Below are 24,642 nucleotides of genomic sequence, written 5' to 3' on the forward strand. Positions count from 1 at the left end.
CCTGGCTCGCACGCAACACGTAACGGAGAAACCGCGATGCGGAAGATACTCATAGTCGGAGCCGGCCAGTCCGGTCTCCAGCTCGCCCTCGGACTGCAGTCCAAAGGCTACGAAGTCACCCTGATGTCCAACCGCACCGCCGACGAGATCCGGTCCGGCCGGGTCATGTCGACCCAGTGCATGTTCCACACCGCGCTCGAGTACGAACGCGACTACCAGCTCAACTTCTGGGAGTCCCAGGCCCCGCGCATCGAGGGCCTCGGTGTCTCGGTCGCCGCGCCCGACTCCTCGCGCGCCGTCGACTGGGTCGGCAAGCTGGACGGCTTCGCCCAGTCCATCGACCAGCGCGTGAAGATGGCCGGCTGGATGGAGACCTTCGCCCAGCGCGGCGGACAGCTCGTCATCCACGGTGCAGCCGTCTCCGACCTGGACTACTTCTCCCGTACGTACGACCTGGTGATGGTCTCCGCGGGCAAGGGTGAGCTGGTCTCCATGTTCGGCCGGGACGCGTCCCGTTCGCCGTTCGACGCCCCGCAGCGCGCCCTGGCCGTCGCGTACGTCCACGGCATGGGCCCGCGCCCCGAGCACCCCGAGTTCGACGCGGTCCGCTGCAACCTGGTCCCCGGCGTCGGCGAGCTCTTCGTGATGCCGACCCTGACCACGTCCGGCCGCGCCGACATCCTGTTCTGGGAGGGCGTCCCGGGCGGCCCGCTCGACGCGTTCCAGGGCATCAAGGACCCCTCCGAGCACCTGGCCAAGACGCTGGAGCTGCTGGAGCGGTTCCTGCCGTGGGAGTACGCCCGCGCCACCAAGGTCGAACTGACCGACGCCAACGGAACCCTGGCGGGCCGTTACGCCCCGACCGTCCGCAAGCCGATCGGCCGGCTGCCCAGCGGCGGTCTGGTCCTCGGCGTGGGAGACGTGGTCGTCGCCAACGACCCGATCACCGGCCAGGGCTCCAACACGGCCTCCAAGTGCGCGAACTCCTACCTGAACTCGATCCTCGAGCACGGCGACCGCGAGTTCGACGCGGAGTGGATGCAGGCCACGTTCGACCGGCACTGGGAGACCACGCAGCACGTCGTGAAGTGGACCAATGCGATGCTCGGCGTACCGCCGGAGCATGTACTGAACCTGATCGGCGCCGCCGGTCAGCTCCAGCCGGTCGCCAACCGCTTCGCGAACGGCTTCAACAACCCGGCGGACTTCGAGAACTTCTTCTTCGACCCGGAGAAGACCAACGCGTACCTCGCCGAGGTGTCCGGCGCCGCGTAGGCGCCTGACCGCGGCAATCGGTCCGGGTCCCGCCGGGAACCCGACGGGGCCCGGACCGGCTGTCATGCGCGGCCCTCGCGGCCCGGGACCTACTCCCCGGGAGCCGAGGACGAGCCGTACCCCGCGTCCGACCCTGCGGACGCCCCCTGCGGAAGCTGCGGCGCCTCGTACCCGGACAGCGGTACGCCCTGCGGATCCGGCCGTACGGCGCCCAGCAGCGGGTTCGACGCCACCGGCGAGACCTTCACCTGCGCGCCCGGCCGGGGTGCCTGCACCACCAGACCGTTGCCGATGTACAGCGCCACATGGGTGGCCTTCGGGAAGTAGATCACCAGGTCACCCGGGCGCAGCGCGTTCAGCGGCACCTTCGGCAGCTGCCGCCACTGCTCCTGCGAGGTCCGCGGAATGACCCGGCCCGCCTTCGCCCAGGCCTGCGAGGTGAGCCCCGAGCAGTCGAACGAGTCCGGCCCCTCCGCGCCCCACACGTACGGTTTGCCGACCTGTCCGATCGCGTACTTCACCGCCTCGTCGCCCGCCCGGGACGGCGGCCTGACCGAGGACAGCGCGCCCGAGGCCACCAGTACACCCTGGGCCTTGGCCGCGCCCTGCTGCTCCAGCCGGGCCAGCTCGGCGAGCTGGGCGGCAGAGAGCTTGGCCAGCTTCGCCTCGACGGCCTCGAGCCGCGACTGCACCGCGTCCCGCTGCTTCTTTCGCTTCGCGGCCAGCACCCGCTGCTGGTCCAGCACCTTGCGCGACTCGGTCGCCAGCTCGTCCGCGCGCTCCTCCGCACCGGTGAGCCGCTTCACGGTCGCCGCCCGGCCGGCTGCCGCCCGCTGGATCACATGCTCCTGGTCGAGGAAATGCTCGGGATCGGGCGCCAGCAGCAACCGCACGTACGACGAGAATTCCGACTGTCCCTGGTACTGCTCCCGGGCCAGCTGCCCCGCAGCGTCCCGACTGCCGGCCAGCGCGACGCGGGCGGTGGTCAACGAGGCACTGAGCTTCTTCGCTCGCGCCGTACGCTTCTTCAGCTCCGCCGCGGTCCCGTTGTACGCCTCGGTGGACTCCTCGGCCTGCTGGTACAACCTCTGCAACTCGGTCAGCAGCTGTGCGATGCCCTTGCCCGCTGCCGCGGGGGCCGGGGCGGGAGCGGCCGTGGGCGCGACGGACGGCTTCGCTGCGCCGCCCGCCTCCGGCCCCGGCTCGACGGGTCCGGCGGCTGCCGGTGAGGCTACGACGATCGTGGCCAGCGCCGCGGTGCACACCACGCGCAGAACTCCGCCTGACATGACATCACCTCTGGTGACGGGGCGAATCAAGGGAATACCCCATAAGCGAGCACAACGGATCAATGTGGCCACCCGGTGCCAGGAGAGTCAAGAACCTCGCGGTGTGGCGACCGGCGGATTCGCCCGGAAGGCGGTGAACAGGTGCTGGAAACCGTCGCCTGCGGGGGTCCGGGGCGGGGCGGTTGCCCCGGACATTCGGCACTTGACGCACTCCGGCCCTGCAACCGACCCAGAATGCACGGTGGCTTCCGGGGGCACGGAGCCTGCGGGTGCGGGTGCGGGTGCGGGTGCGGGTGCGGTGGCGGGGGCAGGGCCGGCTTGGTCGGGCGGATCAGCGGATTGCCCCTTCAGGCCATCTCCCTCAAGGCTGTTCCCCAGTTGGGCCCCGACCGAGAAGTCCCCCGAGTTGCTGAGCACGCGTCACGTGGTTGCCGCTGACCGCGAGGACGGCGGGCACGCCTTGCACGCGCTGGGCGAGCGATGGCAGCGACATGGGCCACCGCTCGCCGGCGGCCCATGACTACGACCCCTTGGACTCATTCATCTAGGCGACCGGGAACGCGTAGAAGATCCGGTCGCGTTGGATGACGGCGGTCGTACCGGACACCAGCACCCGGTACGGGGCGGTGACCGTGGGGCCCTTTGGGTCCTGGGCGCCGATGTCCTGGAACTTCCACAGTCGGCGTCCGTCCTCTGCCGTGAACGCGGTGACCTGGGACGCGTCAGCGGCCAGGAGTGTCCTGCCCGTCGTGCTGGGGGTCACCGCGGGGGCGGTGGTTCCGGGGGCGGCCTCGGTGGAGCGTCGCCAGCGCAGTCGGCCCGTCTCCCGTTCCACCGCGCCGACTTCCTGGTTGCGGTTGGTGGTGTGCAGCAGTGTGCCGCTGGCCACGGGGGTTCCGTACGGGGTCCCCGTGGTGCCGTTCAGCGTCCACTTCGGTTTGCCCGCGGGGAGTTCGAACGCCTGCAGGTCGTCGCCCACGGCCGCGTACAGCACGTCCCGGTCGTCGCCCAGAGCCGCCGCGTCCGGTGTGATCGTGCCGAACGACCGGCTCCACAGCTGCTTCCCGGTCTTCTGGTCGAAGCTCCGGAAGACGGCCTTCCCCTTGGCGGCCTTCACATCGCCGGGGGTGAGCGTGGCCGCGCTCTGGCATACGACGAAATCGTCCTGCCCGGTGGCGATCAGCCGGTACACGGGGGCGGCGGGTCCGCGTCCGGTGGCTACGGGGGTCCGCCACAGAACCTTGCGCTGGAGTACGTCGTACGCGAAGAGGTACGACCTGACGGCCTGGGTGTCCTTGCCGCGCTTCTTGCCCTTCTTCGGGGGCGGGGCCTTGACCGTGACCTTGTGGGACCCGGTGAACCAGACCACCGGACCGAGTGTGCCGGCGATGTACGACACCGCGAGGCCCGGTGTGTCGGTGAACTGGTCGGCGTAGCCCGCCCGGTGTACGACCTTGCCGTCCTTCGACGACAGCCACAGGAACTCGGTCGGACCCGCGACGAAGCAGAGGTCCTTCCCCGCCGGCAGGGCGGCGCGCCCCTTCGCGGCGTCCGCGCTCTCCCAGACCCGGCGGCCGGTACGCAGATCGATGCCGGCCGCCCCCTGCTCGCTGGTCACGACCAGCAGTCGGTCGTTCCAGAGGGCGGCGGTGAGCGGCGGCGGTTCGGCCGCCGGGTGCCGGTACACCCAACGCGGCTGCGGCGGCAGGCCCGCGACGGCGGCACCGCTGTGGCTCGGTGCGGGCTTGGGATCGTCGGTCGTGCCTTCGTCGCCGGACCCGAACGCGAGCACCCCGCCTCCGCCGACCATCAGCCCGGCGGCCCCGGCGGCGAGCCCGATGAAGAGGCCGCGCCGACCGAACGTGGCGGAGGCGGGGGCGGGGGCGGGGGAAGGTGCCGGAGTTACGGGGACCGGGAGCGGGTGGGGTGGCATCGGCGCGACGGGCGGGAGCACAGCAGGGAGCCCGGCGGCGGGCCCGGACCCGGCGGACCCGGCGGACCCGGCGGGGGGCCCGGCAGGCGGGCCGGTGAGTTCGCGCGGGACGGACAACTGGGTCGTCGGCCGGTCGGTCGTCGGTACGTGGCGCCCGATGTCCCCGAGCTGCGTGGTTCGGGCGTCCCCGGCGGGCGCGGGGGCGGTGGTGTTCGCAGGTTCCAGGGCGACTCCGCCGACGGGTGCCGCGGCCGATGCGCCCGACGGTGCGTCGGTCGGCTCACCGGTCGGGACCGTGTCCACGGGTCCGTCGACCAGGCGGGCGGCCGGCCCGCCGCCCGCCCCGTCCACCGGGTCGCTGACCGGCGCATCCGCCGATTGCCCCGCCTCTGCCAATTCCCGTACGCGCAGCTCCTGTTCCGACACCTCGGCCACCAGCCGCTCCGGCAGCCAGCCGCCCTTCGCCAGGCCCGCCGCCCCTTCCAGGGCCAGCTCCGCCGCCACCGTTCCCGCGGTCGGCCGGTCGGCCGGATCCTTCGCCAGGCAGCGGGCGATCAGGTCGCGCAACTCCGCCGGGACCGCGCCGAGTTCGGGGTCCGTGCGGGCGATCCGTTCGGCGCCCTCGGCGGCCGGGCCGTCGGCGAGCGGGGTCGTGCCGGTTGCCGCGTACGCCAGCAGCAGGCCCAGCACGAAGAGGTCGGAGGCCGGTCCGGGCTCCTCGCCCTCGACCTGTTCCGGGGTGAGGTAGGCGAGCCGTACGGACAACTGCCCGCCGGGACGGGCCTCGGCGGCGGCCGCGGCGGCCAGCGGGCCGAACGCGGTGAGCCGCGGCCCGTCCTCGGCCAGCAGCACCGTCCGGGGGGCCAGGCCCTGGAGTACGGATCCGGTGGCGTGCACGCGGGAGAGGGTCTCGGCAATGCCCGCGCCCAGTATCCGCACGGCACGCTCGGGAAGCGGGCCCGCGGCCTCGATCGCCTCGGAGAGTGTCAGCGCGGGCACGTAGGGGCCGGCCGTCCACAGCAGGCCGTCGTCCGCGTCATCCGCCGGGGGGTCGAGATGCGGCTGGACCCAGCCGCCGGCCAGCCGGTCCGCCGTGCGGGCCTCCGCCTGGAAACGGCGCCGGAAGGCGGGCAGCGCGGCGAGTCCGGGACGGGCGACGGTGATCAGCACGGGCCGGCCGGTGGCGCCCCCGTCCCGGCCGGCGGCCGCGTCGTGTGCGACGTACTGCACGGCGCTCGCGGTCTCACGGAACCGCGCCAACGCGGTGTACGGACCGATGCGGCGTGGATCGTCCTGACGCAGCGCCTCCATGGCGCACCCCCTTGCTGACCGTGCCCGGCACCAGAGCGTCGATCTTAGACCGGCCCCTCGGCCGCACCGGGCCCCGTACCCTCAGTCGGGCTTGGACCAGGGCCACTTGGGGCTGTGCCGCACACGCCCCTCCGGGACGTACTCGTACACCCAGCCGCGCGGAATTCCCAGCCGCTTGGAGTGACCGGCCGGGGCTCGGCGGTACGCGTACACGGTGGGGGGCCCGCCGTCGGCGGCCGGTACCGGGACCTCGTACCACTTGGGCGGATGACCGGTCGGGCCGACGAGGACGGGCAGTACCCGCCCGTCGAGAGGGCCGCCGGTGAAGGGGGTGTTCTCGCTTCTCACCGCGCCAGTCTGACCGATCAGCCCTCGGGCAGCAGATGGGCCGCTCCGCCGACGACCGGGATCAGTCGCTCCGCCAGCCGTCCGGCCGGACCCGCCGCGGTCTCCAGCGGCAGCAGCTCCGCCACCGCCGACGCGGTATCCGGGTCCTTCGCCGCCGTCGCGGCCAGCAGCGCGATCAGCTGGTCGACGAGCCAGTCGCGCAGATCGGCCGCGGCGGGCTGCTTCCCCTCGTCCAGCCACATCAGGGACGCCGCCTCGACGGCCGCGATCCAGGTGCGCACCATCATCCGCAACCGGGGCCCGGCCCCGTCCCCCGCGCCCGCGTCGCCCCGGCCCAGGTGCAGCAGGATCTGCTCGGCCGCCGCCCGCCGTACCTCGTCGACGATCGCCGTCGTACGGGAGGTCTCGACGACGCTCCCGCCGCGCAGCAGTGCGCTGAAACCGGTGTCGTGCTCGTCCACGAACGCGAGATAGCGGTCGAGCACCCGCAGCACCCGCTCGGTGGGCGGGCCCACGGGCGGCTCGCTGAAGCACAGGATCAGTTCCTCGGCGGCGGACCTCAGCGCCGCCTCGTACAACTGCTGCCGCCCGCCCGGGAAGTAGCGGTACACGAGCGGGCGGGAGACTCCGGCGACCGTCGCCACCTCGTCGAGCGAGACCTCGTCGGGGGCCCGGTGCGCGAACAGGCTGAGGGCCGCACCGAGGAGCTGGGTGCGGCGCTCCTCGACGCTGAGCCTTCGGTACGCGCGGGTCGGCGGCGCGGCAGTGGTCATGCCATGAAGCGTATGCGCTGCGGGCGCCCGGGCAACGGGGCGTCGGGTCAGGCGAGCAGGCCCGAGCTCTTCCACAGCCTGCGCCCCACCCCGTTGAGCACCCCGATGTCGTCGAAGAAGTCCGTCAGCCGCTTCGCGCCGCTCTGCATGACCTCCGCCCGGTGGCCGCTCGCCTTCACCTGGGCGACGGCCTCGCGGCGGTCCAGGCCGACGTTCTCGTACACCTGCGGGTTGACGAAGCAGACGGAGAAGACCCGGGCCGCCTCTCCGCAGCTCACCCGGGTGAGTTCGCGCTCCCAGCGCGGGGCCGTCACCATCTGGCGGCGGAGCTCCTCGCGGGCGTACCGGACGTGCCGTGCCTCCTCGACGACATGGATGCGGGTCACGCCGCGCACCAGCGTCTGGACGCGCTCGTCCGGGAACGTCAGCCGCTGCATCCAGTCGAGGATCTCCTCCCCGAGCAGCGTCGCGGCGAACGAACCGGGCGTGGTGGAGACGGTCTTCAGCACGCGTGCGAGGTTGTGATAGACGCGCGGTACGGGGTAGTCGGGCGAGCCGCCCCACGTGATCAAGCGGGCGAACATCATCGAATGCCGGCATTCGTCGGCTATCTCGGTGAGCGCGTAGCGGACGTGGTTGCTGGTCACCCGCTTGTCGTAGATGTGGCGGACCAGCAGCTGCATGAGGATGATCTCGAACCAGATGCCCAACGATGCCAGCGACGCCGCCTCGTGCCTGGACAGGTCCATCCGCTGTTCCTCGGACATCCGCCGCCACAGCGGGGTGTCGTAGAGCGAGACGAGCTCGGGCGGCCAGAACCACTTGCCGTCCTCGATCGCCGCGTCCCAGTCGAGTTCCTTGTCCGGGTCGAAGGAGTGCTTGGCCGAGGAGGCGAGCAGCCGCTCGGCGATCTCCTCGCGGTCCCGGAGCGGGCCGAGTGCGTCGCGGAGCAACTGCACGTCGCGTTCGGTCACTGTCGTCATGGCTGGAGGCACCTCACCCAGGGGTTACCGGCGGTCACTTCTTATGAGACTCCCCGTCAGCAATGCCGTCAATCCCTTGTGCGCGACTTGTTGACCCGGCGTCTACCAACGTGTGAACCTGCCAAGTGAAGCAACTGAAGCAACTGACCGAACTGCCATGGAACTTGTCGGTGCATGCAAGGCGAACAGGAGCCGACCGTGTCGACACACGACCTCTACACCACCGCCCCGGACACACCGCTCTGGCAGGTGTCCGCCTCCGGCGCGGCCCGCTTCAGCTGGGATTACGACGACGGCCGCGAACGCCTGCTCGCCCTCTACCAGAAGGGCAAGGACAAGCAGTGGGACGGCAACAAGCGCATCGACTGGTCCCTGGAGGTCGACCCCGCCGACCCGCTCGGCACCCCGGACGACGTCCTCGCCCTGTACGGCACGCCGCACTGGGCGAAGATGACCGAGAAGGACCGGGGCGATCTGCGCACGCACTACACCGCCTGGCAGTTCAGCCAGTTCCTCCACGGTGAGCAGGGCGCCATGGTCTGCGCGGCCAGGATCGTGGAGTCCGTCCCCGACCTGGACGCGAAGTTCTACTCCGCGACCCAGACCATGGACGAGGCCCGGCACGCGGAGATCTACAGCCGGTTCCTGCACGAGAAGATCGGGATGCTCTACCCGGTCAACGACAACCTCCAGGGGCTGCTCGGAGACACCCTGCGCGACTCCCGCTGGGACATGCCGTACCTCGGCATGCAGGTCCTCATCGAGGGCCTCGCCCTGGCCGCCTTCGGCATGATCCGCGACACGACGACCAAGCCGCTGCCCAAGCAGATCCTCGCGTACGTCATGCAGGACGAGGCCCGGCACGTTGCCTTCGGGCGGATGGCGCTGCGCGACTACTACAAGCAGCTGAGCGACGCCGAACTGCGCGAACGCGAGGAGTTCGTCATCGAAGGCTGCTATCTGATGCGCGACCGGCTCAGCGGCGTCGAGGTGCTGGAGAACTTCGGCATCGGCAAGCGCGAGGCCGAGGAACTCTCCGAGCAGTCAGCGTTCCTGCAGCTCTTCCGCAAGCTGCTGTTCAGCCGGATAGTTCCGTGCGTCAAGGACATCGGCCTGTGGGGCGAACGGCTTCAGAAGGCGTACGTCGACATGGGCGTCCTCGAACTCGGCGACTCCAGCCTGGACCTGCTGATGGCCCAGGACGAGGAGCTGGCCGAGCAGCTGGACCGGGACCGTTTCGCGGCGGAGGAACAGGCCAGGGTCGCCGAGGTCGAGGAGGCGATAGCCGAGGGCGGAACGAGCCCGTCCGGGGACTGAGGGGGAAGTGGCGGCCGGGCGTGGACCCGGGTCTCAGAGCCGCGAGACGAATCCCCGCACCAGCTCCGCCACCTGCTCCGGCACCTCCAGCAGCATCGCGTGCGTCGCCCCGATGCCCTCGGCCGTCACACCTTCCCGCTCCGCCACCAGCACCGCCAGATCCCGGGCCAGGCCGTGGCCGTACGCCGCCATCAGCTCGTCCAGCCACTCCAGGCCGGGCGTCGGCGGCACCCGGTGCAGCGCCCGGACCAGCAGCAACGGACAGGGGACGCGGCGGAACAGCGCGAACAGGTCGAGGGCGTCCATGGCATCCAGCATCTCCAGGGCGCACTCCCGCTCCGGCAGCAACTGCCAGCCGCCATCCGGGAGTTCCCGCACGCTCGCGCGGAACGACGCCTCGGCCCGTTCGTACGGGATGCCCAGCCCCGTGCTGTACTCGGCCTGCTGCTCGACGTACTCCGCGGGCATCCGCTGCCCCGCCGACGTCCGGGCCAGGTCCCCGATATCGGCCAGCCGCCGTGCCACCTCGTCCGGGTCCAGCCCCGGGTACTGCGCGGGCTTGCCCCACCAGAAACCGTCCAGGTTCACCGCCCCCGGCACCCGGCCCGGCCGCTCGGCGGCGTACAGCGCGGCGACCATCCCGCCCAGCGAGTGCCCGACGGGAACCACACCACCGGTGACGCCCAGGGCGGCGAGGGTCTCGTCCAGGTCGCTCAGTACCGTGTCGAACGACCACGACGGGGCGGCGCTCAACCCGTGCCCCGGCAGGTCCACGGCGAGCACCCGGTGGCCGGCGGTGAGGTGCGGGGCGACGGCGTCCCAGTCGGCGAGGGAACGCGAAGCCGCGTGCAGCAGGAGAAGGGCGGGCAGGCCGTCGTCGGGGCCACCGTGGTCGCGTACGTGAAGAACGGTCATGGAGCCCACGGTAGGACGCGAAAGGCGGCCCGAGATCATTCGACAGCATGAGGGAACGGGGTACTCGCGACAGCCATAATGGATGTACGCCGTCCACCGGCCCCGGAAGCCCGGCCGGTATGACGGCTCGGCCGCACGGTGATCAGCGCGTTCTCCGCCGCACGGGCCATTTCGAGCAGCGAGACGTCCGCCCCGTGCTCCGCCACCAACTGGAGCCCGACCGGGCAGCCGTCCGCCGTGAATCCGGCGGGCACGCTCGCGGCGGGATGGCCGCTGAGGTTGAACGCCCAGGTCAGGGCGGTCGAGTAGAGCTCGCCCGGGCCGTCGTGGCCGTGCGGGCGGTTGGGGGTGGTGGGGGTGAGCAGCAGCGGAGTACGGGCGAACAGGGCGTCGAGCCGGAGGTCGTTCTCGCGCCGGATCTCCGAGGCGGCCGGGGAGGGTTCCCCGCTTCGGACCGCCTGCCACGCCTCTCGCGGGTCGAGCAGCTCGCACGTACGCTCCACGAGCCGCACCACCCCGGCGGCAACGAGCCGCCGCACCGCGTGCCGGACGACCGAATCCACTTCCGGGTCGACCTCCGCGTACCCCAGACCGGGGCTGAACACGGCAGGGAGCGGAAGGTCCGGAAGGTTGGCCGCCGCCGGGTCGCCCGCCGCCATGACGTGGGCCGCCGGGACGTCCGCCGCCGGGACGTGCGCCGTCGGGTCGCCCGCCGTCGTCGGTTCGCCGCCGCCCAGCACGCAGCGCAGGTACCTCTCGGCGTGAGCCGCCGAACGGGCCAGCACTCCGGCCGACGCGAGACCGGATTGGTCGGGGGAGGGCAGCAGGCCGTTCGACGTCTTCAGCCCGAACACCCCGCACCACGCCGCCGGAATCCGCACCGACCCCGCCCCGTCGCTGCCGGTCGCCAGCTCCACCAGATCCGCCGCGACCGCCACCGCCGAGCCGGCCGAGGAGCCGCCCGGCGTGCGGTCGGGGCGCCACGGGTTGACCGTACGGCCGTGGGCGCCCAGCCCCCAGGTCTGCCACGGCGTACCGGGGCCCGGCACGGAGGTCGCGCCGACCGGGACGCCACCGGCCGCGATCAGCCGCCGGGCCGCGTACGAACGGATACCGGTCCGCCCCTTGACGGCGAACGGCATTCCGCCCAGGGGGAGTTGACGGGCCCGTTGCGCGTCAGCGAGCGCTCGTGCGGGCCACACCTCGATGAACGCACACAGACGGGGATCCTCCCGCCCGATCCGCTCCAGCGCCCGGCCGGCCTCGCCCGCATCCGTCACGCGTTCAGTCTCGCAGGGCCGCCTCCATGACGGAACGGGCGATCGGGGCCGCGCTGCCGCCGCCACTGATGTCGGCCCGGTTCGCGGCGGCGTCTTCGACGACCACGGCGACCGCGACAGCCGACTGCCCCGCGTTCGGCGCCTGCGCCCAGGAGATGAACCAGGCGTAGGGCCTGCCCGAGTTGTCGATGCCGTGCTGTGCAGTGCCGGTCTTGCCGCCGACCGTCACCCCGTCGATCGCGGCGTTGGACCCGGTGCCCTGCTCCACGACGTCGACCATTATCCGCCGCAGCTGCACGGCCGTCCGCGGGCTCATGGCCCGGTGATAGGTGTGCGAGCCGTTGCGGTGGACGGTCGAACCGCTTCTCGTGGTCGTACGGTCCACCAGATACGGGTACTTGAGGTCGCCGCCGTTCGCCACGGCGGACGCGACCATCGCCATCTGGAGCGGTGTCGCCGATGTGTCGAACTGCCCGATCGACGAGAGTGCCAGCTGATCGTCGCTCATCTGCGTGTCGAAGTTGCTCTTCGCCACCCCCGACGGGATCTTCAGCCCGGTGTCGTTGAAGCCGAACTTCCGCACGGCGTCCACCATGCCCTTCAGGCCGACACGCACCCCGAGTTCCGCCATCACGGTGTTGCAGGAGACCCGGATCGCCTCGGCGAGCGGGGCGTTCTCGCAGCCCTCCGCCTCGTTGGGGAGCGTGGTCGTCGTACCCGGCAGCACATAGGGGGACGGGGTGTCGGTCTCGGCGTCGGGATCGGTGACGACGCCCGCGTCGAGCGCCGCCGCCGCCGTCACGATCTTGAAGGTGGAGCCCGGCGGATACGTCTGCCTGATCGCCCGGTTCAGCATCGGCTGGCTCTTCGCCGCGTTCAGCTGCAGCCAGGCGTCGGTGACGGACGACCCGGTTCCGGAGAGCCGGCCGGGATCGTACGAGGGGGTGGAGACCAGCGCCAGGATCTTGCCGGTCGACGGTTCGACGGCGGCGACCGCGCCCCGCCGCCCGCCCAGCCCGTTGTAGGCGGCGCGCTGCATCGAGTCCTTGATGGTCGTGACGACATTGCCGCCGGGCTGCTGGCTGCGCGTGATCTCGTTCCACAGCGGGAACGGGGCGAGCATCGAGTCGGTGCCGGACAGGATGCCGTCCTCGGCGTGCTCGATCAGGGTCGTGCCGTACGTCTGCGAGGCGTAGCCGGTCACGGGCGCGTACAGCGGGCCGTTCTGGTACGTGCGCTCGTACGTGAGCTGCTCGCCGGTGTTCCGGGAGCCGGTGACGGACGTGCCGCCGACCAGGATGTTGCCGCGCGGCTGGTGATAACGGGCGATCGTGAGGCGGCGGTTGGCGGGGTTGTTGTCCAGGCTGTCGGCGTCGAGGACCTGGACACGGGCGGCGTTCAGCAGCAGCGCCACGAGCAGCAGAAGCAGGAGCGCGGCGGCCCGGCGGATGTAGCGGATCACGGTCCGACCTCCGGGGCTCGTGACGGGTACGGGATCGCCGTGCGCGGGTACGGGCTCACAGTTCGTCCTCCGTCACCGGCGCGATGATCCCGGTCTCCACCTGTCCGGGGTGCGGTCTGCGGGCCTGGTCGCTCACCCGGATCAGCAGCGCCACGATGATCCAGTTGGTGACGACGGACGAACCGCCCTGTGCGAGGAACGGCATCGCCATGCCCGTCAGCGGGATCAGCCCCATTACCCCGCCCGCGATCACGAACACCTGGAGCGCCAGGATCGAGGCGAGACCGATCGACAGCAGCCGTCCGAAGGGGTCGCGCAGGGCGAGCCCGGCGCGGTAGCCGCGAGCGACGAGCAGCGTGTACAGCAGGAAGACCGCGGTCAGCCCGGTCAGGCCGAGCTCCTCGCCCGCCGTCGCCAGAATGAAGTCGGACTTGGCGGCGAAACTGATGAGGATCGAGTGGCCGAGCCCCAGCCCGGTGCCGAGCATCCCGCCCGCGGCGAACGCGAACAGCGACTGGGCCAGCTGGCCGGGGCCCTGACCGGCATTGATGGAGGCGAATGGATCGAGCCAGTCCTGGACCCGGCTGTGCACATGCGGTTCGACGGAGCCGACGGCGAACGCGCCGACGGCGGCGAGCAGCAGACCCACGGCGATCCAGCCGGTCCGGCCGGTCGCCACGTACAGCATGATCACGAAGAGGCCGAAGAAGAGCAGAGACGTGCCCAGATCGCGTTCCAGGACCAGTACGCCGACGCTGAGCAGCCAGATAGCCACGATCGGGCCGAGAACCCGGCCGGTGGGGAGCTGGAGCTTCCAGATGGTGCGGCCGGTGTAGGCGAGGGCGTTGCGGTTCGCGGCGAGATACGCGGCGAAGAACACCGCGAGCAGGATCTTGGCGAACTCACCGGGCTGGAAGGAGAATCCGCCGACCCGGATCCAGATCTTCGCGCCGTTCACCGCCGGGAAGAAGATCGGCACGATCATCAGGACCAGGGCGGTGGCGACCGAGAGATAGCCGTACCGCTGGAGCACCCGGTGGTCGCGCAGGAAGACGACCACGGCGATGAAGAGCGCCACGCCGAGCGTGGACCAGATCAGCTGGGTGGGGGCCGCCTGGTCCTTGGGGGTCTCCAGGTCGAGCCGGTAGATCAGCACCAGGCCGAGGCCGTTGAGGAGTACGGCGATGGGCAGCAGCAGCGGATCGGCGTACGGGGCACGTAACCGGACCGCGAGATGGGCGACGAGGGCGAGCAGACCCAGGCCCGCGCCGTAACCGGCCACGTCGGGCGGGACCACGCCGTTCCGGGCCAGGCCGACGGCGGCGTAGCCGTAGACGGGGATGAGGACGGCCCCGATGAGGAGCAGGAGCTCGACTCCGCGCCGCTTGGGCAGACGTAGATCGGGCGGGGGTGCGTCCGCCGTCGTTGCGGTCATGCCAGGCAACGTAGCAAGAGGCGGTGTCTATTTCCCTTATGTCATAGCGGGTATGTCCGTCGGGATGACGGACCGGCAACCGATGCCGACGGGCCCGGCCGATGTGCTCAGCCGATGTGCTCGGCCGATGGGCCCGGCCGCTGTGCTCGGCCGATGTGTTCGTGCGGTCTGTCCGGCGGCGGGCGTCGGCGGTTACCTGACGCAGACGCAGACGCAGACGCAGACGCAGACGCAGACGCACCGTCACCTCAGCGCTGCCGCCCGGATCCCGGATCGTCCCGGCGCTCCGCCGCCTCGTCGTCCGGTCGTGCGTACGCGGGGAGCGTGAGCCGGGCCACCGCGCCGCCGTCCGGGGCATTGCGGAAGACGAGGTCGGCGCCGATGGCCGCCGCCTGCCCGGCGGCGATGGTCAGCCCGAGACCGTGTCCCTTGCCGCCGCCCTCGGTGCGGAACCGCTGCGGACCGTCCTCCAGCAGATAGTCCGGAAAGCCCGGTCCGTGATCGCGTACGGTCACCGTCGGCCCGTCGACCGTCAGCACCACCGGGGGGCGGCCGTGCTTGTGCGCGTTGGTGATCAGATTGCCCAGCACCCGTTCCAGGCGCCGCTTGTCGGTCTCGACGCGCACCGGCGCCCGTGGCCGCCCCTGGCCGGTGTCCCCGAAACGGATCTCGGTGTCCGTTCCGGACGCGCGCACCACGCGTTCGACGAGCGGCGCCAGTTCGTGCACATCGAGTTCGACCTGTTCGGTACGGGCGTCCAGCCGGGAGATCTCCAGCAGGTCCTCCGTCAGTGCCCGCATCGTCCGGACCCGGTCCCGCACCAGCTCGGACGGGCGCCCCGGCGGCAGCAGTTCGGCAGCGGCCGACAGCCCGGTCAGCGGCGTGCGGAGCTCGTGCGCCACATCCGCGGTGAACCGCTGCTCGGTCAGCAGCTTGCGCTGGAGCGTGGACGCCATCGTGTCCAGCGCTCCGGCGACGATCGCCACCTCGTCCTGCGGGCGCGAAGGGTCCGCCGTACGCGGGTCGTCGACGCGGGCGTCGAGGTCGCCGGCACTGATCCGGCGCGCCACCCGGGCCGTCTGGTGCAGTCGCCGGGTAACCCGGGTGACGGCGAACGCGCCGACGAGGACAGTGGCGCCGGTGGCCAGCAGGGAAGAGCCGATGATCGCCCCGTCGAGGTCGTTGATCGTGCGGGCGCTCTGGCTGTAGTCCACCTGCGTGGCCAGTGCGCGGCCGTCGGCCGGAGCCGCCGCCCACATGGCGGGACGCCCGTTGTGATCGGCGACGAGCGTGCCGCGCCGGCCGTGCGCGGCCAGCGCCCGCAGGGAGGCGGGCAGCCCCGGCGGATCGATGCCGGAACCCGGCGGGAGCTCCTCGCCGGCCTTGTACGCGGCGCCGACGTCCGCCAGTCGCGACAGCGCCTCCTCGCGCGCCTGGCTGACGGTCGCACGCGTCACCTCGGTGTGGACCAGCACACTCAGCAGCGCGGCGAGCGCGCAGCACATCACGGTGATGAAGACGGCCGACTTCCCGGTGAGCGTCGCGGTCCAGGGAGGCATCCGCGGCCTGCGCCGCTCTCCGAGCCGCTGTCCGGGCCGGCCCTGATCGGCGCTCCGCTGTCCGGGCCCGCCCTGATCGGCCCCCTGCCGCCCGGTCCGGTGCCGTCTCATCGGCGCTCCGCGGACACGCCGACGGACGGGCTTGCGGCCGGGCGGGTGGCGGTGGGGCGCGGCTGCGCAGCCCGGTTCGGTGGAATCCGCAGGATCTCGTCCCGGGTGGGCAGCATCGCGCGCTGCCGGTCGTCCCAGGTCCAGGCGGTGCGGTACTCGTATCCGGCGATGGCCGACGGCACCCGCATGATCAGGTCCCGCCCGGCCGGCTCGACGCTGATCACGGCGTCCGCGGTCGACAGGATCCGGGTCAGACCGCCCCCCTCCGGCATGTAGACCCGTACGGAGAGCTGGTGGTCGGCCAGCCGGATGCCGAGCACCAGCTCGTCCTTGCCGTCGCCCGTCAGGTCACGGAAGTAGGGCCGCAGTACGGGACAGGAGGCCGGTTCGGTGCGGCACGCGTCGATGCGGCGGACGGTGTCGGCGGGGAGGTCGGCGGCGGCGCCGCCCCGGTTGGGCCGGGCCTTCAGGCCGGCCCGCACCACCGCGACCGGATCCAGGCGGTGCACGTCGTCGTGCGGCACCTCGATGCCGGGGATGCGCGCGGTCTCACCCTCGCCGTAGTCGTACGGAGCGGCGGAGGCGGGCGGCAGCTCGGGCCAGAGCCGGGCGGGCCCGACGGCGTTCGGAGCAGGTCCGGTGCTCCGCAGCCCGCCGCCGACGCCACAGCCGGCCAGCAGCGCTGCGCCGACGACGACCCCGAGGGCCGCCGCCGTGCGGCACCGCATCCGGCGCTGCGGACGCATGACAGCCTCCCTTCCCGCGGCCCGTCCCTCACAGACCTTATTCGGAAGGAAGTCTGTTATGCCCATTTAGTGCTCGGTGATGCTTGTTAGTGCTGGTAGGGATTCTGGCCCTGTCCACCCGGCGCGTACCCCGGCTGCCCCTGCGCCGATCCCTGCCCCTGCCCCGGCCCCTGTCCCTGTCCGAACGGGTTGCCGTTCTGCGCGGCGGCATGCTGCGCCAGCAGCTGTTCGGCCTGTTCCTTCGGGATCTGCTGCTCACCGCCGCAGAACGTGCACTGCGTCGCGAACTTCGTCGAGAACGGGAACAGCGGCACGAAGAACAGCGTGAACTTGGTGACCCGCTTGCGCAGCGTGTGCGCGGCCGGATTGCCACACCAGCCGCAGACCATCGTCAGGATGGCCAGTTGGTACAGATATCCCCGCGTACCGAAAATGATCATGTTGTGGGTCCCTTCCCCGTATCACCCAGAAGAGCCTGCCGACAGAGCGCCAGCAGCTTTTCGTCCTCGTATGTGTCGTGGCTGCCGTATCCGCCGTCCATCGCGTTGTGACGGCGTACGGAGGCGAGTTCGGCGCGCAGCGCGTGTGCCACGTCCGACCCTGCACCAGTGGCCCCCGTCCGCGCCAGGGATTCCGCCACCCGGACCCGGACATGACGATGCCGCTCCCAGGCCGTCAGGAGCACCGGCACGGACTCGTCGGCCCGCCCGGACACGTCCCGCAGCGCCACTGCCGCGTCCACCCGCAGCCACGGTTCCTCGTGTCGCAGCAGCGCGCGCAGCCGGGGCGCGGTCACCGCCGCCCGCGTCCCGAGCCTGCCCAGCGCGTTCACCGCGGAGCACCGCTCGTGGACGCGCTCCGCCTGGAGGCCCTCGATCAGCACCGGCAGCACGGCGTCGGCATCCCCGTCGATCGCCCACAGTGCCTGAGCGGCCTCGGTCGCCGAGGTGGACCCGGGACGGCGCAGCAGCGTACGCAGCTCCGGTACGGCGCTGTGCGCGGCGGGCCCGAACGAGCCGAGCGCCCGCAGCGCCGCCGTACGCAGTCGCCGGCCCCGGTACTCCGGCGCGCCGCGCAGCACCCGCAGCACCTCCGGCGTCGCCTCGCCCGCCCGCAGCGCGGTCAGCCCCGCGAGGAGCGGGCCCGCCAGGTCGTACGCCGCCTCGTCGAGACGGACCTCGCCGAGCCTGCGGCGCAGCGCCGGGGCCAGCGGGGCCGCCGCCGCGCCCAGGTGGCCGATGGCGAACCCCACGTCGTGCGGCACCTCGGGCCGCTCCAGTGCCGCGGTCAGCGCGGGCACGGCTCGCGCATCGCCCAGCCGGGCCAGCGCCTTCACCGCGCTGCCGAGCCCGGTGGGGCCGCTGGGCCAGGCCTGCACCCAGGAATCGGGGTCCGCCGCCACCCGCGCGGCCAGCGCGTCGCCGGCGGGCGCGGCCAGCCCGAAGAGCTCCTCCAGCACATGCGCGGCCGCCCCGGCCAGCTGAGACTCCGGCGTGGCGAGCTGCTCACCGACGAGCCGGACCAGCTCCTCGTACGAACCGCGCCAGACCCGGATCAGCCCGCTGCTCATCCGCAGCGCGTCGATCCGCTGCCGCCGGTCGGGGCTGCGCAGCTGGTCCGCCAGCAGCGCAGTCCGCTCGGCGACCCGGTCGTCGAGCCCGACGTGCAGCGTCCGCAGCAGATCCGCCGTCCAGGGGGCGGTACGCCCCGAGTCCTCCTCGTCGGACAGCGCCCGCAGCTGCCCCACCAGCGTCACCGGCGTGGCCCGCTCCTCGCCGGACGGCTCCCCGGCCCCAACCGGCTCGGCGTGCGCGTCGACGGCCGCGACCGCCTCGGCCTGGGCGCCGGCCCGGGCCCCGACCGCGCCGACCGCGCCGGCCTGGGCCCCGGCCGCGCCGGTCCGGTCGTCGGTCGTGGTGGCCGCCCCGGACCGGCGCGCGGGCGCGGAGCGCAACTGCCGCAGCAGCCCCGTCACCACCCGTACGACATCGCCCGGCAGCGCGTCCGGCGCACACCGCGCCAACTGGGCCAGGGCGGCGAGCCGCAGCCCCGGCGGGAACCCCTCACCGGCGAGCCGGGACAGCCAGTCGGCCGTCTGTCCGGCCAGCTCGCGATGCCGCAGAGCGACCCGCCCGGCGGCCTCGACCAGGGCGAGCCGCACCTCCTCGGCCGGCTCCACCGGCAGCCGCTCCCGCAGCAGCGCGAGCACCCGTGCCGGGCGGTTGTGGAGGGTGGCGAGCGCCAGGGGAGCGGAGAGCCGCACCCCCGGGTCCTCGTCGGCCATCAGCTCGCAGAACACCCCGGCGCACGCGGTGACGGCGGTCGCCGCCATCGCGTAGTTCGCCGCGCCCTCGATCTCCTCCTCGTCGATCTCGTCCTCGTCGTCCTCGTCCAGATCGATGCCGCCGATGCTGGTCAGCAGCTCGACGATGCTGCCCCGGTCCTGAATCCCCGGATCCACGACCAGCTCGAACAGAAAAGGAATGCAGGCCAACGTGCAGGCGTACACATCGCCCTGATGGTGAACGGCCCCGTACATACCGTCCAGCGCCGTCTCGCGCTCCGCCGGATCGTCGGACGCGAGGCCCCGCAGCATCGCCGGCACATCATCGGCAGGCCCATAGGCATGCTCCATCGAGGCCCAGTCGACCTCGTCGATCCCTGTGAACACGCCATCGCCTCCCCACGCAACTCCACGAAGCAGTGTCTGCGAGGAGTGTGCACCACGGTTCGGACGCTCCGCCCGCCACATGCGGTCACTTCCTTACGGACATGACAAGATCGTCCACCATGCGCCATGCGGCCGTGAGGGCGAATTCCGGCCGCCTCGACGGCCCGTACGACACGCCACCCGCTCCGGCGCCGAACCCGGCGCAGACCATCCACGCCTGCCCCGAACTCCGGCGCAGACCATCCACGCCCCACGCCTGCCCCGAACTCCGGCGCAGACCATCCACGCCCCACGCCTGCCCGGAGCACTACTACCGCTACCGCGCAGCCGGCAGCGGTCGCGCCCGGTCAGGATCGGTGAGCGGCCCGAGCAGATCCCCGTACCGCTCCAGCCGCGCCGCCATGTCACCGGCCAGGAAGACCAGCGTCTCCGGCGTCCGGCACGCCTCGATCTCCGCCCAGGTGACGGGCGCCGAGACGGTCGGTTCGGGCCGGGCACGCAGCGTGTAGGGGGTCGCGGTCGTCTTCGACGCCGCGTTCTGGCTGAAGTCGACGAACACCTTCCCCGGCCGCAACGCCCGCCTCATGCGGTGCACGACCTGCTCCGGAAGCTCCTGTTCCGCCTCGACGGCCAGCCGTTTCGCGTACGCGGACACCCGATCGGCGGGGGTCGGCTCCAGCGGTACGAGCAGGTGCAGCCCCTTCGACCCGGAGGTCTTCCCGTACGCGGGCAACCTGTCCGCCGCCAGCCGCTCACGCAGCCACGACGCCACCGCACAGCACTCCACGACGGTCGCGGGCGCACCGGGGTCCAGGTCGAACACCATTCGGTCGGCGATCCCGGGCGCCTCGGCCCGCCACTGCGGAGTGTGGAATTCCACCACCAGATTGGCCGCCCACATCAGCGAGGCCAGATCCTCCACGACCACCTGTCCGGCCTGCTTGTCCTCCTGGTGCGGCACCGGGGTGGTCCGTACCCAGGACGGCGTACCCGGCGGCGGATTCTTGGTGAAGAAGAGCTGCCCGTCCGGCCCGTCCGGATAGCGCAGGAAGGACACGGGCCGGCCGCGCAGATGCGCCAGCAGGGCCTTTGCCGCGGTGGTCGCGTAGTAGTGCAGCACCTCTCCCTTGGTGGTTCCCGTGGCCGGATACAGCACCTTGTCGAGATTGCTGAGCGCCAGCCGCCGCCCCTCCACCTCCGTGATCGGCGTCATACGATAAGAATCACATGTTTCGTGGATCTATAGGCATCTATGCGGATACAAGGGGTGAACGGTGAGGTCCATTTGGAACGGCGCCATCTCCTTCGGGCTGGTCAGCATCCCGATCAAACTGGTCAACGCCACCGAGAACCACTCGATCTCCTTCCGTCAGATCCACCTCGCCGACGGCGGCCGGATCCGTTACCGGAAGGTCTGCGAGATCGACGAGGAGGAGGTCACCGCGGCCGAGATCGGCAAGGCGTACGAGGACGCCGACGGCTCGGTGATCCCGATCACCGACGAGGACCTCGGCGCGCTCCCGCTGCCCACGGCCAAGACGATCGAGATCGTCGCCTTCGTGCCCGCCGCCTCGATCGACCCGCTCCAGATGGACGCGGCGTACTACCTCTCCGCCAACGGAGTTCCGGCGGCCAAGCCGTACATCCTGCTGCGTGAGGCGCTGAAGCGGAGCGAGAAGGTCGCCCTGGCGAAGTACGCGCTCCGCGGCCGCGAACGACTTGGCATGCTGCGGGTGGTCGACGATGTAATCGCCATGCATGGCCTCCTGTGGCCGGACGAGATCCGTAGCCCCGAGGGTGTCGCCCCGGATGCCGAGGTCAAGGTCCGCGACGCCGAACTCGACCTGGCCGACGCGCTGATGAACACACTCGGCGAGGTCGACATGGACTCGCTCCACGACGACTACCGCGAGGCGGTCGAGGAGCTCATCGCGGCGAAGGCGGAAGGCCGGAGCGTGGCGCCGGCGGAGACGGCGGAATCCGGCGGCAAGGTCATCGACCTGATCGCGGCGCTGGAGAGCAGCGTCCGGGCGGCGAAGGAGGCCCGGGGCGAGGAGCCGTCGGCGAAGTCCGAGGAAGAATCGGCGAACGCTCCCGTGGCCGAGGTCACTTCGCTCGCCGGCCGCAAGAAGTCGGGCGGAACCGGAGCGAAGAAGAAGGCCACGGCGTCAACCAAGAAGACGGCCGCGAAGAAGTCGACGCCGAGCAGGGCACCCGCCAAGAAGTCCGCCGGGCGATCGACGGCGAAGAAGCCGGCCGTCAAGTCCTCAGCAAACACGGGGACTTCGGGGAATTCCGCGCCCTCGGTGTCCTCGGCGAAGAAGTCGACCCCGAAGTCGGGCACCAAGTCGGATACGAAGCCGACGGCGAAGAAGGCCCGCCCCCGCAAGCGCGCCTCGGCCTGACGAGGCTCACAGAGGGAGTGCGTAACGGCGCCGGGGCCAGTCGGAACATGGTCTACGCCCATGGCAGTTGGGTCACCGAAGTGGTGGTGACGATACAGTTCGGGCCGACGTGAAATGCCGAACCCGTTCTGCGTTGGTGTAGACGTTCATCTGGGAACGCCGGAACACCGGGAATGCCAAAACGCCGGGAACCCCACCGCGAAATCGCCCCCCGGAAGTCGCGGTGTAGTGCATTCCCTATGGCGCGAATCCCGTCGGCCTGAAACCGCTCATCCGCCGCACGTATTTCCGGGCCACGGAATAACTCCGACAGCCCTGCCAGCAGGGTAATTTGACGATTACGCCGCCATTGCGAAACGAGGGTTTCGTCTACGGGTGGTACGGAGACCGCGAGAGAAAGGCGGAGGCCTGTGAAGAGGACTCTGATGTCCGGTGTTATCGCTGGGGCATGCATGGCGGCAGCCTCGGTTGTCACGGGAGCGGCGCCGGCGAGCGCCAACCCCAATGATTGCCCCAAAAATTACGTATGCGTGTGGGGCGACAGCAACTACGAGGGACGTTTCCTCTTCGTGCCGGGAACGGACCGTGCCAACGTCGGCAGGGCGATGAACGATCTGACCACCTCCCTCTGGAACCGCACCGGTTCCCGGGTCTGTTTCTACGACAACGACAACTACGGCGGATCGGTCCTGGCGATCGTGAGCCCGGGCGAATCGCGCGGCAATATCGGACGGACAGCCAACGACAGAATCACCTCATGGCGAGCCTGCTAGGACCTGTCTGACGGGTCCGTGACGGGTCGGGCCGGTGCAGCGTTGCGGTACGAACGGCTGCCCCGGAGCAGCGGCTCCGGGGCAGCCGGGTCATCAACCCGTACGTCAGTGCCGACGGTACGAGTTCACATATCCGGGCGCCGGAGTCCCGACCCCCGTCACGTCGTCGTACCCCTTGACGGCCTTGAGGGAGGCGTCCTTGCCGAGGCTGCGCACCGACGTCAGCAGTCCGTCCGTGGCGTCGAAACCGTTGGCGAAGTCGACCCGGGCCACCGCGAGGTCGCTCTTCGAGCCCAGCGGGTGGTCGGTGACGTCGTGGTACGCCTTCGAGCCGTACCGGGCGTAGATCGCCGGGTTGGCGAACCCGATGGGCAGACCGTGCCGGGCCTGCTGCGCGAGCGCCTGGACACCGGCGATGACCGGCGCGGCCAGCGACGTACCGCCGATGCGGTACTCGTCGTAGCCGAGCGAGCCGTCGGGCAGCGTCTGGGTCTGGCCGACCAGGAAGCCCGTGTTCGGGTCGGCGACGGCCGCGATGTCCGGGGCCGTGCGCATCCGCTGCTTCCCGTTCGCCTGCGCGAGCGAGTCCGGGACGACTCCGCGCTGGTAGGACGGCTGCTTCACCGTCGAGCTGGTGCCGCCGCCCGCGCCGGAGGTGTACGCGCCGGGGAAGCCGGTCCAGCTCTTGCTGTTGTCGGCGAGGTTGGCCTTCAGCGTGCCCCAGCCGGTCTCCCACTGGTACTTGTCGTTCTTGCCGACGGCCAGCGCGGTGCCGCCGACCGACGTCACCCAGGCGGAGTTGGACGGCACGTCGATCTGCTTCGTGCCCGTGGACGCGACGTTGTCGCCGTCGTCGCCGGAGGAGAAGTAGAAGCCGATGCCCTCGATCGCGCCCATCTTGAAGACCTGGTCGTACGCTGCCGCGATGTCCGGGGTCTCATTGGCTTCGATGTCGCCCCACGAGTTGGAGACGATGTCCGCGAGCCGGTGGTCGACGATCTTGTTCAGTCCGTCCAGCAGATCGTCGTCGTAGCAGGAGGCGCCACCCACGTACACGATGTCGGCGTCGGGCGCGACCGCGTGCACGGCCTCGACGTCGAGGGTCTCCTCGCCGTACCAGCCGGAGGCCCCGCACTCCTCGGTCTTCGTGTAGTCGGCCGGCAGCACCTGGCTGAGCTGCCCGCGACGGTAAGGGGCGTCACCGTTGCGCTTGGCGTACTCGGCGGCGTCCTTCGCGATGGTCGGCGAGGCGTACGCGTCGGTGATCGCGACGGTGACGCCCTTGCCGGTCCAGTCGCCCGCCCCGTACGCGGCGCGCAGCTGCTTGCCGGTGTAGCCCTTGACGGCGTACGGCACCGTGTGCCCGTAGGCCTTCGGCAGCGTCGACGCGGTGTTCGATCCATAGTACGAGGAGAAGGGGCCGGCGTTGCGGAACACATCGTCCGGCGGCGGCAGCGTCTCGTCGTGGGTCGACTTGTGCGGCGCGTTGTCCAGGCCGGAGACGGCGAGAACGGCATCGCTCAGCGCGGCGGGCACGGAGGCGGTGGAGGCCGGGGCGCGGTAAGTGTGCCCGCCCTTGCGGTAGTTGCGCAGCTGAGTGCCGAACGCCTTCTCGGTGGCGGCGACATCACCGGTGGCCGACACGTAGTGCTGGTTGGCTCCGGTGACGGTCAGCCCGTTCGACTTCAGCCACCGGCTGACCTGGTCGATCTGCTGCTGCGTGGCCCCGAACTGGGCCTGCGCCTGCTTGGCGCTCAGATACTTCCCGTACGAAGCGGACTGCGGATCGGACACGGCGGCGGCGTAGGCGGCCAGCCCCTTCGGGTCCCGTCCGGACAGATGGACCCGGATACCGACCTTCCCGCTGTCGGCCGAGGCCCCCTGGTCGGCGGCGGCGGTCGCCCAGGCCGGCTTGGTGCCCTGCAGCGCGTTCCGTCCGCTCGGCGCGGAGTCGGCGCTGGCGTTCGGTATCCCGAGGGCGAGCGCACCGGCGAGCAGTGGCAGTGTCGCTGCCATGCTCAGCACGGCGCGACTTCTCGCGCGGCTGGTTCTCATA

At 71.3% G+C, this 24,642-nt stretch carries 19 protein-coding genes; 4 read left to right on the forward strand and 15 right to left on the reverse strand.

All coding sequences use genetic code 11. From position 1 onward, the window contains the following. Positions 1-36: 36 nt before the first annotated feature. Positions 37-1,275, forward strand: a complete 1,239-nt coding sequence (locus OG306_RS26260) for a styrene monooxygenase/indole monooxygenase family protein (protein WP_266748529.1) — start codon at positions 37-39, stop codon at positions 1,273-1,275. A gap of 89 nt (positions 1,276-1,364) precedes the next feature. Here OG306_RS26260 and OG306_RS26265 read toward each other — a convergent pair whose 3' ends face one another. The 5 genes from OG306_RS26265 to OG306_RS26285 form a co-directional block, all read right to left on the reverse strand. Further along, a complete protein-coding gene (locus OG306_RS26265; protein WP_266748530.1) occupies positions 1,365-2,564 on the reverse strand; it encodes a C40 family peptidase in 1,200 nt (399 codons plus the stop codon). 544 nt (positions 2,565-3,108) lie between these two features. After that, entirely contained in the window at positions 3,109-5,808 is a 2,700-nt protein-coding gene (locus OG306_RS26270) for a PQQ-binding-like beta-propeller repeat protein (RefSeq protein ID WP_371665661.1), read from the reverse strand. An 81-nt stretch (positions 5,809-5,889) separates the two neighbouring features. Then, positions 5,890-6,156 (reverse strand): hypothetical protein, encoded by a 267-nt coding sequence (locus tag OG306_RS26275; protein WP_266905450.1) that lies wholly within the window; start codon positions 6,154-6,156, stop codon positions 5,890-5,892. Between the two features lie 17 nt (positions 6,157-6,173). Continuing rightward, the gene (locus OG306_RS26280; RefSeq protein ID WP_266748534.1) at positions 6,174-6,929 is read right to left on the reverse strand and encodes a TetR/AcrR family transcriptional regulator; all 756 of its coding nucleotides are present in this window, start codon (positions 6,927-6,929) and stop codon (positions 6,174-6,176) included. 47 nt (positions 6,930-6,976) lie between these two features. Continuing rightward, the gene (locus OG306_RS26285; RefSeq protein ID WP_371665662.1) at positions 6,977-7,912 is read right to left on the reverse strand and encodes an AurF N-oxygenase family protein; all 936 of its coding nucleotides are present in this window, start codon (positions 7,910-7,912) and stop codon (positions 6,977-6,979) included. Positions 7,913-8,110: 198 nt separating this feature from the next. Between OG306_RS26285 and OG306_RS26290 the strand changes: the two genes are divergently transcribed. Then, positions 8,111-9,229: a ferritin-like domain-containing protein gene (locus OG306_RS26290; RefSeq protein WP_266905446.1), complete on the forward strand. Its 1,119-nt coding sequence runs from the start codon at positions 8,111-8,113 to the stop codon at positions 9,227-9,229. 33 nt (positions 9,230-9,262) lie between these two features. Here the strand turns inward: OG306_RS26290 and OG306_RS26295 are convergent, their stop codons facing one another. The 9 genes from OG306_RS26295 to ligD all read right to left on the reverse strand — a co-directional run bounded on the left by OG306_RS26295 (position 9,263) and on the right by ligD (position 20,621). Further along, positions 9,263-10,144, reverse strand: coding sequence for an alpha/beta fold hydrolase (locus OG306_RS26295; protein WP_266748537.1), 882 nt, complete (start codon positions 10,142-10,144; stop codon positions 9,263-9,265). A gap of 35 nt (positions 10,145-10,179) precedes the next feature. Beyond that, a complete protein-coding gene (locus OG306_RS26300; protein WP_266748538.1) occupies positions 10,180-11,424 on the reverse strand; it encodes an amidase family protein in 1,245 nt (414 codons plus the stop codon). Between the two features lie 4 nt (positions 11,425-11,428). After that, the gene (locus OG306_RS26305) at positions 11,429-12,886 is read right to left on the reverse strand and encodes a peptidoglycan D,D-transpeptidase FtsI family protein (RefSeq protein WP_266748539.1); all 1,458 of its coding nucleotides are present in this window, start codon (positions 12,884-12,886) and stop codon (positions 11,429-11,431) included. 55 nt (positions 12,887-12,941) lie between these two features. Then, positions 12,942-14,321 carry an FtsW/RodA/SpoVE family cell cycle protein gene (locus OG306_RS26310; RefSeq protein WP_371665663.1) on the reverse strand — a complete coding sequence of 460 codons (1,380 nt, stop codon included), beginning with the start codon at positions 14,319-14,321 and terminating at the stop codon, positions 12,942-12,944. Between the two features lie 248 nt (positions 14,322-14,569). Continuing rightward, positions 14,570-15,880, reverse strand: a complete 1,311-nt coding sequence (locus OG306_RS26315) for a sensor histidine kinase (RefSeq protein ID WP_266752443.1) — start codon at positions 15,878-15,880, stop codon at positions 14,570-14,572. Between the two features lie 107 nt (positions 15,881-15,987). Beyond that, positions 15,988-16,737, reverse strand: a complete 750-nt coding sequence (locus tag OG306_RS26320) for a hypothetical protein (RefSeq protein WP_371665664.1) — start codon at positions 16,735-16,737, stop codon at positions 15,988-15,990. A gap of 86 nt (positions 16,738-16,823) precedes the next feature. After that, the gene (locus OG306_RS26325) at positions 16,824-17,177 is read right to left on the reverse strand and encodes a zinc-ribbon domain-containing protein (protein WP_371665665.1); all 354 of its coding nucleotides are present in this window, start codon (positions 17,175-17,177) and stop codon (positions 16,824-16,826) included. Beyond that, positions 17,174-19,408 carry a HEAT repeat domain-containing protein gene (locus OG306_RS26330; protein WP_371665666.1) on the reverse strand — a complete coding sequence of 745 codons (2,235 nt, stop codon included), beginning with the start codon at positions 19,406-19,408 and terminating at the stop codon, positions 17,174-17,176. The genes OG306_RS26325 and OG306_RS26330 overlap by 4 nt, the downstream gene beginning before the upstream one ends. Positions 19,409-19,724: 316 nt before the next feature. After that, positions 19,725-20,621 carry a non-homologous end-joining DNA ligase gene (gene ligD / locus OG306_RS26335; RefSeq protein ID WP_266748543.1) on the reverse strand — a complete coding sequence of 299 codons (897 nt, stop codon included), beginning with the start codon at positions 20,619-20,621 and terminating at the stop codon, positions 19,725-19,727. Positions 20,622-20,682: 61 nt separating this feature from the next. Between ligD and OG306_RS26340 the strand changes: the two genes are divergently transcribed. Together OG306_RS26340 and OG306_RS26345 are read left to right on the forward strand one after the other, a co-directional pair. Further along, entirely contained in the window at positions 20,683-21,813 is a 1,131-nt protein-coding gene (locus OG306_RS26340; protein ID WP_266748545.1) for a Ku protein, read from the forward strand. A 425-nt stretch (positions 21,814-22,238) separates the two neighbouring features. After that, positions 22,239-22,586 carry a peptidase inhibitor family I36 protein gene (locus OG306_RS26345; RefSeq protein WP_432762240.1) on the forward strand — a complete coding sequence of 116 codons (348 nt, stop codon included), beginning with the start codon at positions 22,239-22,241 and terminating at the stop codon, positions 22,584-22,586. Positions 22,587-22,691: 105 nt separating this feature from the next. On the opposite strand, the gene OG306_RS26350 is transcribed toward OG306_RS26345, so the two are convergent. Next, a complete protein-coding gene (locus OG306_RS26350) occupies positions 22,692-24,641 on the reverse strand; it encodes a S53 family peptidase (RefSeq protein WP_266905440.1) in 1,950 nt (649 codons plus the stop codon). Position 24,642: the final 1 nt, after the last annotated feature.

It is taken from the genome of Streptomyces sp. NBC_01241 (genome assembly GCF_041435435.1).
In the GTDB taxonomy this organism is placed as follows: Bacteria; Actinomycetota; Actinomycetes; order Streptomycetales; family Streptomycetaceae; genus Streptomyces.

What these genes read in the sequence shown, in the direction of transcription:
- OG306_RS26260 (WP_266748529.1), top strand. Translation starts at nt 37, where the DNA reads ATGCGGAAGATACTCATAGTCGGAGCCGGCCAGTCCGGTCTCCAGCTC.
- OG306_RS26265 (WP_266748530.1), bottom strand. Translation starts at nt 2,564, where the DNA reads ATGTCAGGCGGAGTTCTGCGCGTGGTGTGCACCGCGGCGCTGGCCACG.
- OG306_RS26270 (WP_371665661.1), bottom strand. Translation starts at nt 5,808, where the DNA reads ATGGAGGCGCTGCGTCAGGACGATCCACGCCGCATCGGTCCGTACACC.
- OG306_RS26280 (WP_266748534.1), bottom strand. Translation starts at nt 6,929, where the DNA reads ATGACCACTGCCGCGCCGCCGACCCGCGCGTACCGAAGGCTCAGCGTC.
- OG306_RS26285 (WP_371665662.1), bottom strand. Translation starts at nt 7,912, where the DNA reads ATGACGACAGTGACCGAACGCGACGTGCAGTTGCTCCGCGACGCACTC.
- OG306_RS26295 (WP_266748537.1), bottom strand. Translation starts at nt 10,144, where the DNA reads ATGACCGTTCTTCACGTACGCGACCACGGTGGCCCCGACGACGGCCTG.
- OG306_RS26310 (WP_371665663.1), bottom strand. Translation starts at nt 14,321, where the DNA reads ATGACCGCAACGACGGCGGACGCACCCCCGCCCGATCTACGTCTGCCC.
- OG306_RS26315 (WP_266752443.1), bottom strand. Translation starts at nt 15,880, where the DNA reads ATGCCTCCCTGGACCGCGACGCTCACCGGGAAGTCGGCCGTCTTCATC.
- OG306_RS26320 (WP_371665664.1), bottom strand. Translation starts at nt 16,737, where the DNA reads ATGCGTCCGCAGCGCCGGATGCGGTGCCGCACGGCGGCGGCCCTCGGG.
- OG306_RS26325 (WP_371665665.1), bottom strand. Translation starts at nt 17,177, where the DNA reads ATGATCATTTTCGGTACGCGGGGATATCTGTACCAACTGGCCATCCTG.
- ligD (WP_266748543.1), bottom strand. Translation starts at nt 20,621, where the DNA reads ATGACGCCGATCACGGAGGTGGAGGGGCGGCGGCTGGCGCTCAGCAAT.
- OG306_RS26345 (WP_432762240.1), top strand. Translation starts at nt 22,239, where the DNA reads ATGTCCGGTGTTATCGCTGGGGCATGCATGGCGGCAGCCTCGGTTGTC.
- OG306_RS26350 (WP_266905440.1), bottom strand. Translation starts at nt 24,641, where the DNA reads ATGAGAACCAGCCGCGCGAGAAGTCGCGCCGTGCTGAGCATGGCAGCG.